Origin of the sequence: Acinetobacter lactucae (assembly GCF_013344765.1) — a bacterium.
GTDB classification, from domain to species: Bacteria; Pseudomonadota; Gammaproteobacteria; order Pseudomonadales; family Moraxellaceae; genus Acinetobacter; species Acinetobacter lactucae_A.
In genome coordinates this window covers 1-11,780 of the sequence record NZ_JABVBF010000109.1, presented here as the reverse complement: position 1 = coordinate 11,780, position 11,780 = coordinate 1, and the positions used below count along the sequence as shown (strand labels likewise).

General features: G+C 40.1%; 8 protein-coding genes. 3 read left to right on the top strand and 5 right to left on the bottom strand.

Annotated elements, in window-relative coordinates:
• The first annotated feature begins 92 nt into the window (after positions 1-92).
• Positions 93-974: a porin Omp33-36 gene (gene omp33-36, locus HUN22_RS11655; protein WP_031949596.1), complete on the top strand. Its 882-nt coding sequence runs from the start codon at positions 93-95 to the stop codon at positions 972-974.
• A gap of 61 nt (positions 975-1,035) precedes the next feature.
• Here the strand turns inward: omp33-36 and HUN22_RS11650 are convergent, their stop codons facing one another.
• The 4 genes from HUN22_RS11650 to HUN22_RS11635 all read right to left on the bottom strand — a co-directional run bounded on the left by HUN22_RS11650 (position 1,036) and on the right by HUN22_RS11635 (position 6,081).
• Complete coding sequence (locus HUN22_RS11650) at positions 1,036-3,003, bottom strand: BCCT family transporter (RefSeq protein WP_174729418.1); 1,968 nt, start codon at positions 3,001-3,003, stop codon at positions 1,036-1,038.
• 167 nt (positions 3,004-3,170) lie between these two features.
• Positions 3,171-3,863: an ion channel gene (locus tag HUN22_RS11645; RefSeq protein WP_174729416.1), complete on the bottom strand. Its 693-nt coding sequence runs from the start codon at positions 3,861-3,863 to the stop codon at positions 3,171-3,173.
• Between the two features lie 168 nt (positions 3,864-4,031).
• Positions 4,032-5,747, bottom strand: coding sequence for a cation acetate symporter (locus HUN22_RS11640; protein WP_174729413.1), 1,716 nt, complete (start codon positions 5,745-5,747; stop codon positions 4,032-4,034).
• 1 nt (position 5,748) lies between these two features.
• Entirely contained in the window at positions 5,749-6,081 is a 333-nt protein-coding gene (locus HUN22_RS11635; protein WP_016142785.1) for a DUF485 domain-containing protein, read from the bottom strand.
• Between the two features lie 182 nt (positions 6,082-6,263).
• Here HUN22_RS11635 and HUN22_RS11630 point away from each other — a divergent pair, with 182 nt between their 5' ends.
• Both HUN22_RS11630 and HUN22_RS11625 read left to right on the top strand, forming a co-directional pair.
• Complete coding sequence (locus tag HUN22_RS11630) at positions 6,264-9,761, top strand: hybrid sensor histidine kinase/response regulator (protein WP_174729410.1); 3,498 nt, start codon at positions 6,264-6,266, stop codon at positions 9,759-9,761.
• A 388-nt stretch (positions 9,762-10,149) separates the two neighbouring features.
• The gene (locus HUN22_RS11625) at positions 10,150-10,917 is read left to right on the top strand and encodes a hypothetical protein (protein WP_174729407.1); all 768 of its coding nucleotides are present in this window, start codon (positions 10,150-10,152) and stop codon (positions 10,915-10,917) included.
• A gap of 44 nt (positions 10,918-10,961) precedes the next feature.
• Here HUN22_RS11625 and HUN22_RS11620 read toward each other — a convergent pair whose 3' ends face one another.
• Positions 10,962-11,612, bottom strand: coding sequence for a response regulator (locus tag HUN22_RS11620; protein WP_002122041.1), 651 nt, complete (start codon positions 11,610-11,612; stop codon positions 10,962-10,964).
• Positions 11,613-11,780: the final 168 nt, after the last annotated feature.

The window sequence follows — 11,780 nt, the reverse complement described above, 5'->3', positions numbered from 1 at the left end:
TCTTTAACATTCCGTTTTCTCCATTATTGACTTCATAAATTGTTACAATACAATGACCCCAGCTTTATCTCTTGTTAATGCTGGAAATGATTATGAAAAAACTTGGTTTAGCCACTGCTGTATTATTAGCCATGACCGGTGCTCATGCTTATCAATTTGAAGTTCAAGGTCAATCTGAATATGTTGACACAACTGCAAACGATAAAAACTTCACTGGTACTGCTCAAGGTACTTATTACTTAAAAAATGTAGATGCTTCTAAAGGTCCTTTAGCTGAAGCAGCTTTCTTAAACCAAGCATCTAACGTTTCTGTTGCTTATAACTATATCAAGTATGATGAGAAAGACACTGTAAATGTTGAATCTCATACTTATGGCGTTAAGGGTGAAGCATACCTTCCAACTCCTTACTTACCAGTTTATGCTAGCGCTTCTTACAATCACACTATCAATGATTTTAAAGATGGTGAAAGCGATGACAATGGTGACCGTTACGCATTAGAAGCTGGTGCAATGTTGCTACCTAACTTCTTAGTTGCTGTTGGTTATACCAGTGTTGCAGATCAAATTTCTTTAGATGCTTTCGGTGTAAATAAATACGGAATCGCTAAAGCAGTTGGTGAATCAGTTGCTATTGATGAAAAACAAGATGCTGTAACTGCTCGTACTAAATATGTTGGCAACATCGATGGCACTAACATGGCTATTGGTTTTGAAGCATTTGGTGTATTTGCTGAAGACAATGCTTACGGTATGAAAACCGACCTTTACGTAACTCCTAAGTTAAGTGTTGGTGCATCTTTTGCTGATGTAGCTGCATTTAATTCTGGTTACGACCATGTTTGGGGTGGTCACACTCAATACTTCATCACTCCTGCTGTAGCAGTTGGTGCTGACTTCGTTAAAGCAAATGCGAAAGATGGCAACCAACGTGATACACAAACTATCGGCTTAAATGCTAAATTCCGTTTCTAATTTAATTTAGAAATTGAATGTAAAAAAGGACTCATTTGAGTCCTTTTTTTACGGCTAAATATTAACTTCGTACAATATTTAAGAAATATAAATGACGTTCATATTGATCAATAATGTCTTGAATTAAATCTTCTTGAGTCCAATCCATTACATCATAGTTCTGTCCACCTTCTCTTAAAAAGACTTCGGCTTGGAAATATTGCCCATCTTCGGCTTCAGTACGTCCAATTAAAAAACTTGGTGGCACTGTTTCACGTGAAACAACTTTATAAATAAAATTAATTTCATGATGATGATCAACCCGAAGTTGCATTCCATCCTCAAGTTGAGTAATTGAAACTTCTAGATGACGACGTCTAAATTCATGTTTGATATTTTCAAATGCACGACTGACTTGCTTTTCAATATATTCTCTTACTTCTTCTTCACTATGAGGATAATGCATGATTAATCCCAAACGCTGTTGCCAGCTTCGTGGATTATGAATAGCGCGTGGGGTAATACGTGCTTCCTGAATGGCTGTCATTTTAGTGACATCAAGATGCAATGCTTTGATTAACCCCCAACTCATTAAAAGCATGACCACAGTAAATGGTAATGCACTCATAATGATTGAAGACTGTAACGCAGCTAAGCCACCGACTAACAATAAAATAATGGCAAGCACAGCCATCAATACTGTCCAAAATAAACGCTGCCATGTAGGTGAATTATCAGTTTTTGAAGTTAAATAGTCTGTTACCAGTGCGCCTGAGTCAGCCGAAGTCACAAAGAAAAGAATAACTAGCACTGTTGCAATAACATTCATGACACCAGACCATGGCAAGTGCCCTAAAAATTCAAACAATGCGACAGAGGAGTCTTGCTGTACGGCTTGAAGCAATGTTATTTGGTGTTCATGAATAACGTTAAATAATGCAGCATTTCCTAAAAAACCCATCCAGATAATGGTAAAACCTGTCGGAATGAGCAGAACCCCCACAATAAACTCTCGAATGGTACGACCACGTGAAACTCTTGCAATAAACATTCCCACGAATGGTGACCATGAAATCCACCATGCCCAATACAAAATAGTCCAACCACCTATCCAGCCATTCGGTTGGTATGCATAGAGGTTAAAGGTCATAGTAAATAAATTAGAAAAATACTGCCCTGTGTTTTGAATTGTCGTTTGAAGCAAGTAAATGCTTGGTCCACAAATAAAAACAAAGGTTAATAAAATAACGGCTAAAATCAGATTTAATTCAGATAGTCGCTTAACCCCTTTGTCGAGGCCTAAGAAAACAGACAAAGAAGCTAAAATACTTACCACAACAATTAAAATAATCTGTATATAAGTGCTTTGCTCTATGCCCAGCAGATAATGTAAACCAGAGTTAATCTGGGTTACACCGAACCCAAGAGAAGTCGCTACACCAAATACCGTACCAATGGTCGCGAATATATCAATGCTATCGCCCCATGGCCCATAAATCTTTTTACCAATGAGGGGATAGAGTGCTGAACGGGTCTTTAACGGTAAATTATGTCTATAAGCAAAATAAGCTAGAGATAACCCCACTAATGCATAAATTGCCCAAGCATGTAACCCCCAGTGGAAGAAAGTTACTCTGAGTGCTTGCTGCGCTGCATCAATGGTCTGGGCATCTCCACTTGGTGGATTAACATAATGCATGACAGGCTCGGCAACTCCGAAGAACATCAGACCAATCCCCATCCCTGCGGTAAACAGCATGGCAAACCAAGACCCATTATTATATTCAGGCTGGCTATGATCAGGCCCTAATTTAATCCGGCCTATTGATGAACAAGCAATATAAATCAATAAGATGAGAAAGAAAGCAACAGATAAAACATAAAACCAGCTAAATGAATCAGTGATCCATTGTTTTAGTTGCTGCGTTAGAAGTTCAAAAGAACTCGGCGCGATTACTACGACTGCCAAAAACAAAGCAATGATAATGACCGTACCAAAAAATACGTTAGGATTAACGTTTGCGAACCAACCTGGTTGTTTGGAAGGCATAACTCCTCCATGTTATTTTAATGAAAAGTGACAGGCGTAAAGCCAATAGAGACATTCACAGAATGAACAAAGTTAAATCTTTCAATAGAGAAAGCCGATAATACTTTAAATAAACTTAAATAATATTGCAGTTACAAAGGTGTAAAAAAATTAAAACACCTCCTCCTTTATTTGTCAGAATCCTTCTTTGTCGGATGAGCAATGTACTGTAAAGCAATTAAACGTGTGACAATCAAAGCTAAATACATCACGCCACAAAACATTTGTAGCATGGCTAAAACACGTGCTGGTGGGCTAAGCGGCATTAAATCAGATAGTCCTGTTGCGGACTGTAAACTAAAGCTCAAAAACAGCAGATCTAACCAAGTCTGTAAATGATGAGCATTATTTGGATTTTGGAAACTAGTAGGAATCAATAGCTGACAAATGTTGTAGAGGAATGCAAAGCCCCAAGCAATCAAGGTAAAGACTGCTGCTGCCGCAAATAGTTCATCTCTTGTTAAATATCGGTCAGCGAACATATAACGGAATAAACCATAAGCAGCCGAAAAATAAGCTAGCGCTTCACAGCTATGGGCAAATATCTGGATCGTTAAATTGCTATAGCCTAATAAAATAAAGACTGAAGATATAATCGCCCCACTGACAAAGATTAGACCCAGAAAAGTAAACATTGGAGTTTGGCGAATGACCTTGGCAATAATCAGTAAAGCAAATACCCCTAAAGCCCACGTTAGGGTCCGGTAAAATACATCGTGAAAAGTCAGCATAGCTAAGATCAATAAAACAAACTGAACGAGTAAGAGCCACGCAGAAGGTAGTAGTCGAAAGCTCGCCCAGAAATCGAGGATAGATCGCATGTAATTATTTTCCTTTTTCGTTATATTTTGAATTATAGAAAATCATACTGTACAAAAAATAGAATAAACAAGTTGTTCTTTATTAAAAAATTCTTTCATCTCGGTATATAAGGTAAACAAAAAAAAGCCCCTGAGGGCTTTTAATGGGGGATGTACTAAATTTTGATTTTAGTGGTCTGAAGCACCTGAAGCACCGATACCTGTCATTGAACGCACGTATTGGGCATCGAATGCAGCACGCTCTTTTTTAGCACGTGCAGAGTTGTCAGTTACCGAGAACAACCAACAGCAAAGGAATGACAATGGCATCGCAAATAACGCAGGACCATTGAACGGGTTAATTGGTGTATCAGAGATTTTTAAAGTATCTACCCAAACTGCTTTAGACAGAACAATAAGCACTACTGCTGTTACAAGACCAACCAAACCACCAATCACCGCACCACGAGTCGTTAAACCTTTCCAGAACATTGAAAGAACAAGGATTGGGAAGTTTGCACAACATGCAACGGAGAAGGCTAAACCTACCATAAATGCTACGTTTTGTTTTTCAAACAAAATACCCAAGATCATGGCAAAGATTGCTAAACCAAGTGTCGCAATTTTTGACATACGAAGTTCTGAAGCTGGAGTCGTTTGACCTTTCTTAAATACGTTAGCATACAAGTCATGTGAGATTGCAGATGCACCTGAAAGTGTTAAACCTGCAACAACCGCAAGAATTGTTGCGAATGCTACTGCTGAAATGAAGCCCATGAATAAGTCACCGCCCAAAGCGTCACTTAAATGCACGGCTGCCATGTTGTTACCACCAACAAGCTCAAGCTTGCCTGATACTGCCATTTTTGCAACATCAAGGAATTGTGGGTTGTTTGATACGAAAAGGATCGCACCGAAACCAATAATAAAAGTTAGAAGGTAGAAGTAACCAATGAAACCTGTCGCAACCACAACCGATTTACGTGCTTCTTTTGCGTCTTTTACTGTGAAGAAACGCATAAGAATATGTGGAAGGCCCGCTGTACCAAACATGAGTGCTAAGCCAAGAGACAAGGCATCAATCGGGTTTGCAGCAAGTTTACCCGGACCCATAATTTTTGCAGCTTCTTCAAAGCTTATGCTGTGAACTTTACTGAAGACTTCAATGGATTGAGTGAACATATTGCTGAAACTGAAACCAACCGCTTTCATTACCATGAAGGCCATGAACGTCGCACCACTGAGCAACATGACCGCTTTAATGATCTGTACCCATGTCGTTGCCAACATGCCACCAAAGATAACGTATGCCATCATTAATAGACCAACGATGACAACAGCGATGTTGTAGTTCAAACCAAATAGTAACTTGATGAGCTGGCCCGCTCCTACCATTTGAGCGATCAAGTAGAATGCGACCACAACAAGTGAACTCAAGGCAGCTAAGGTACGGACCGGTTTTTCTTCAAGACGGAATGACACTACGTCTGAAAGGTTGTATTTACCCAGATTACGTAAACGCTCTGCAATCAAGAATAAAACGATTGGCCAACCAACCATAAACCCAAGAGAATAAAGTAAGCCATCAAAACCCGAGCTAAATACCATTGCGGAAATACCGAGGAAAGATGCAGCTGACATATAGTCACCGGCAATTGCTAATCCGTTCTGGAAACCGCTGATTCCGCCCCCTGCGGTATAGAAATCTTGTGCTGATTGGGTTTGTTTTGCAGCCCACTTGGTAATAAACAAAGTGAAACCAACAAAAATCAAAAACATGATGATGGCATGCCAGTTCGTCGCCTGTTGCTCAGCTTCTCCCAAATCTGGACCAGCCATAGCAACAGTTGAATAGAGCGATGCTGCTGCCAATAAGGCTTTCGCTTTTAATGAATTCCATTTCATATTAGTGTAATCCTTTCTCATGCGTGATGGCTTCAACTTCCTTCAACGCTTCTTCACTCAACTGGTCAAGGGTATTGTTTGCGATATAGGAATACACGCCACACAGTAGGAAAGATAAAACAATAATTCCTAAGCCTAGTGGAATACCCCATGTCGTTACACCACCACTAAATGAACTCATCAAAAATTCTTTGTTGTAGCCAACAAGTAGCATAAAGCCCACATAAAGCACTAACATAATGATTGTGAGCGTCCAGCTTAATGCACTTTTTTTCTTGACCATTTTCTGAAACTTTGGATTGTGTAGAATCTTTTCTACCTGGCTTTGATCCATAACCAAACTCCTTGCCCTGTGCCCAACCTTGGCCACTTTTTTAATAGTAGTTTCTCATTATTCAAATTAGCAAAATTACGTGTAATTCGTAACTTAGACTTTGGTCGTTAAAATTTAATCAATTTATAGCTTTGTTTCTGCTTGGGGTATTATAGGCACAAGGTTTTAATCATGTAGGTCATATGAACAGCTGGCTGATTATTGGGGTACTTACTCTTTATATAGCACTCTTATTCATTTGTGCTTTTTTTGGCGAAAAGCATGCCAGCCGTCTGAGTACACGTGGCCGCATGTTCTTGTTTAGTTTGACCTTAGGGGTTTACTGTTCATCTTGGACTTTTTATGGTGCAACCGGAGCGGCGGTCCGAGAAGGCGTTATTTTCTTACCTATTTATTTAGGTCCACTGTTATTTGTCTGGTTTGGTTATGATATCTGGCGACGTTTAGGCCGAGTACGTCAGCACCACGCGATTTCATCAATTGCCGACTTTGTTGCAGCACGTTATGGCAAAAGTGGCGTCTTGGCTTCGCTGGTTACAATCTTGGCAGTGATTGCGATTATTCCCTACCTCGCCCTACAGTTACGTGCAATTGCCTTAAGTACATCAGTCATCTTAGAGCAGAATGCTCATATTCATACGACCACCAATAGCGTTTTGCTTTTAACTAGTGTCCTTGCGATCTTGGCAATGATCTTCGGTACAAGGCAGATTGCAAACACTGAGCAGCATGGTGGCCTCATGTTAGCGGTGGCATTTGAATCTTTTGTAAAATTATTCGCGCTGATTTGTGTCGCTTTATTTTTTATTTTTGAAGCACCCGCCAACTTAGTACAAGTCTCAGCCGACGTAAACCAAACTTTTCAGGAAGTCCAATTGTTTGGGGTACCTGAAACTTTCTGGATTCAGACATTATTGGCAGGTCTCGCAATTATCTGTTTACCTCGCCAGTTTCATGTGGCGGTTGTCGAATTACGTGATGAAAAGCATATCCGCGGTGCACGTAAATGGTTTGCGGCTTATCTCATTTTAACGATTTTAGCGATTATCCCAATTGCAAGCTGGGCCTTGCATGCAGCACCGAAGTTCCTAACTGTACCCGATGTTGCAGTACTCTCATTACCCCTGAGTTATAACCAAGAGTGGTTGGCTTTACTGGCCTTTTTAGGTGGGTTCTCTGCATCAACAGGTATGTTACTGGTTTCATCTGTTGCCTTGTCTATCATGCTCAGTAACGACTTGATTATGCCCGCACTCTGGCGTTTTAGGTTGCTATCACGTCACGATAAACATTTACCTAAAGTTCTTAAATTCAGCCGTCGTATTAGTATTGTTGCGGTGATGCTACTTGGCTTTTTATTCTTCCATTTCTTTAATGATATTAACCAGCTTTCAGTATTTGGATTATTAGCGTTTAGTGCGGTAGCTCAGTTTGCACCTGCACTGATTGGTGGTTTGTACTGGCGTGGTGGAAGTCGCCAGGGCGTATATGCGGGTCTCATCGTTGGATTTTTAATGTGGAGTTATACATTACTATTTCCAACCATCTTACGTAGTTTGCCAGAAGCCTATCAAGAAACAGCCCAAAGTATTTTGCTTTTTGGTCCTTTTGGAATAAATGCCTTACGTCCAGAGTCACTTTTTGGTTTTGAGTCATTTGCACCTTTAACGCACGGCGTCATTTGGTCACTCGGTTTAAATATTCTTTTATATATCTGGATTTCTAAACTTTACCGCCCAAGTGTGGCTGAACAAATTCAGGCAGAAAGCTTTTTCTACTATGAAACCAAGCCTTTGCCATCACCCCATACTTCTACCGATTTGACCTATTTACCCCACGATGCCGCGCGCTTAAAAGTAGGTGATCTGTTCGCACTTGCTAAAAGAATTACGGGTGAGCAACCCACAACTCAAGCATTCGAGAACTTTTGCGAGCAAAATCATCTCACGCTCAACCCGAATAGCATCGCCAATGGCATGTGGTGGCGGTTCACCGAACAATATCTAGCTGGCATTATCGGGGCCGCCTCTGCACGTACGTTGCTCACTACAGCAATGATTAATAATGGCCTCGCATTAGGTCAAGTCGCTAATATTTTAGACCAAGCCTCACAGTGGCAACGTTTTAATCAAAACTTGCTCATGACCATGATCGACCACATGACCCAAGGGGTAAGTGTGGTCGATAAAAACATGTGTTTGGTCGCTTGGAACAACCAATATTTAAAATTGTTTGGCTACCCAAAAGATTTAGTCTATGTAGGTTGTCCAATTGCTGACTTGATTCGTTATAACGCTGAACGCGGCGAATGTGGTCCCGGTTCAGTCGAAGAACATGTTCGTAAACGCTTACACTGGATGAAAGTCGGAAGTGCGCATGAATTTGAACGAATCCGTAAAGACGGACGCGTTATTCAAATGCGTGGTAATCCTATTTCAGGTGGAGGCTTTGTGACTACGTTCGCTGACATTACTGCTTTCCGTGCGAATGAGGCAATACTCGAAGCCCGCGTAAAAGACCGAACCCAACAACTTGCCGATGCTTTAACCGAGCAACAGCTTGCACGCGAACAAGCTGATATGGCCAATATGTCTAAAAGCCGATTTATTGCAGCGGCCAGTCATGACTTATTACAACCTATGCATGCTGCCCGTCTGTTTAGTACGGTTCTTGAGCAAAGCATTGCAACAGAAGAAGACCGTCAAACTTTGCAGCAACTTGACCGTGCTCTGTATGGCGCAGAAAGTATGCTCTCTGCCCTGCTCGATATTGCGCGTTTGGAAGGCGGCACCATACAACCAAAAAGACAGCCTTATCCTTTACACGATTTATTAAGCGATCTTGAACTCCAGTTCAAATCAATTGCTGCACAGCGAAATATTTCCCTGAAAGTTCACGATGTATCGTTCTGGATCGATACAGATCCACAGTGGATTCGACGCATTATTCAAAACTTTGTAAGTAATGCTTTGCGCTATACAGCCAAAGGCCGAGTGATTGTTGGCGTATTACGTTCTGCTCAAAAATCTGGTCATATTCGAATTGGTGTTTGGGATACAGGCCCCGGAATTGCCGAAGAGCAACGTATTAAACTATTTCAAGAATTCGAACGTTGTGGACATTTATCCCCTTGGGGCGAGCAAGGTTTAGGTTTGGGACTTGCTATTGTGCAGCGTATGACGGGTTTGCTGAATTATCCAGTCCATGTCTACTCACAACTCAATAAAGGTTCCTGCTTTATGATTGAGGTTCCGGTGGTAGAAGCTCCAAAAGTGATAACCCCAACCGTACAGGCAGTACCTTTAAAAACCAAAGCCTATCGGATTTTATGTTTAGACAACGATGAAACTATTCTTGAAGGTATGAGTAGCTTATTAGGTCGATGGGGTTATGAAGTTTTTAAAGCCACAGAACCGGAACAAGCACTTGAGATTATTCAAAAAGAGAATATTCAGGTCTGGCTTATCGATCAGCATTTAAACAACAACCAACTCGGTGTCGATTTTATTTTGCAAAATCGTCAACATGACGTTCCAGTGGCTTTAATTACCGCAGACTCTCATCCTGAGTTACCTCAACAATTAAAAGAACTAAATATTGTTTTACTCAAAAAACCGCTTAAGCCAGCTTCTCTAAGAGCATGGTTATCGGGACTTAAAATTGCTAGTGAGGTAGATTAAATATTTTCTCTCCCAAACCTTTTAATAAGTTTGGGAGAGATGGTTGGCAAAAATTATAGGTCTAATTTAAGCCAATAGGCAAAACTGCTCAAAAAGTCTACTTTTGTTTGTTAAATAATTGGCCAAACTTTCCAATAGCCCTTTTTCTATGGCAAAGCTCACCTTTTTTGTAAGTGAACACTTGTATACTTAGTTACAATTTTATAAGATACTGTTTTTTATTACTATAATTAACCTAAAACGACCATATACGACTTTAGTCGTATTCTACTTGCATTCTTCATGACACATAAATATTCAAAACCTATTTTTAAATGTACAGCTATTTTTATAACCCATTTCCATATTAAGCACCCATGCTCATGAATTAATGCAAAGGACAATTGCCATGAATATTTCTGATAACAGCCCGCAAGGCCAACTTTCGTCTCAACAGTTTTATCGTCAATACAGTGCCAATGCTTTACTTCCTGAACTAAATTGGCAAAGTATTTTCCCCCACAGCAAACTCAATGAAGCACATATTAAAGCGCTAAATACAATTTATCAGTGTGCTGTTCCCCTCGCACTTAATGTATTCCACGATCTAAATTTTGATGTATTTGCACCTGCTGCTTATCATCCTCAAGGATTAGGCTTATTTGATAAATTGGCACAACAAGAAGAGAACTTCTTAAAAGTTCTTAGCGCTGAAAGTGAAAATCTTGACCATGACACACGCCATCAAATCTGGAGCATGCTACTGCGTGGCGGTGCTGTTTTGGTTTTCAAAGCTTGGCTCGGTCATGTCAAACTTGGCGAAAATCAGTTAGATATGACTCAGTTTGATGAATTGTCTGATTTACTCTTTATTAAAACACACCCTGATCAACTTGCTGAACGACTCCATGTTGATGAAAAAGCAAAACTCGACCATATCTTCTTGATGTATGGCAATGATATTTTCCTTGATCGCTTCAACAGCCTAGAAACAGCTGCACTTTTTGTAGATTTAGGCGTTTATGATGCAGCCTTCTTAAGCTTACGTGACGACCGCGTGGCTGAATATTTAAAAATGAAAGGCTATGTCACTCAAGATCAAATTGATGATTTGCAATGCGCGCTTAACCCATTGTACTGCGACAGCCTAACGCCAAAGCAAGACTGCCTTGCTTAAGTGGCATCCATAAAAAAGACCTCAATTGAGGTCTTTTTTCTTTTTTAGATTTTCTTATCTTCAATATTGAGTGCACTAATGGCCAATACGGCTTGTGTACGGTTTTGCACACCTAATTTTCTAAAAATAGCCGTTACGTGAGCTTTAATTGTTGCTTCTGAAACATCAAGCTCGTACGCGATCTGCTTATTTAACAAACCTTCCGCAACCATCATCAAAACACGGAACTGCTGAGGTGTTAATGACTGAATACGTTCTGCCAATGCAGTTTCATCTGCCGCTCGCGGGTCAAGATTAAGGTTAGATGGCAAGTTAGGTGGTAACCAGATATCACCTTCTAAGACTTGACGAATCGCTTCGCCAATATGGCTTGGATGAGCCGACTTAGGAATATAACCCATCGCACCATGTGCGATTGCACGCTGAATGATTGAAGTTTCTTCATGTGCAGAAACCACAATAATCGGAATAGATGGATACTGTGCTCTTACATAAACCAGAGCCGAAAAGCCTGAAGCACCCGGTAAATTTAAATCGAGTAATACTAGATCAGGTTCTGCCCCATTTTCCAAACGCTCATAAAACTCATCAACCGAAGCTGTTTCATGAATTTGTGCCTGTGGCAGGCTATAACGTACTGCTTGAATTAAAGCATGACGAAACAAAGGATGATCATCAACGATTAAAATATTCATAAGCGATTAAAGTAATCTTGAGCATAAGTATGGCCTATTGTAACCCTACTATTTAGATGAAAGATACGTTCATCTTATCCATTTTTATGCAAAATGTTGATAAATACAGAACTTAGCCAAGATTTTCAGATGTTTTTAACTTTTAATCAAAATTAATCTGTTTTTTAT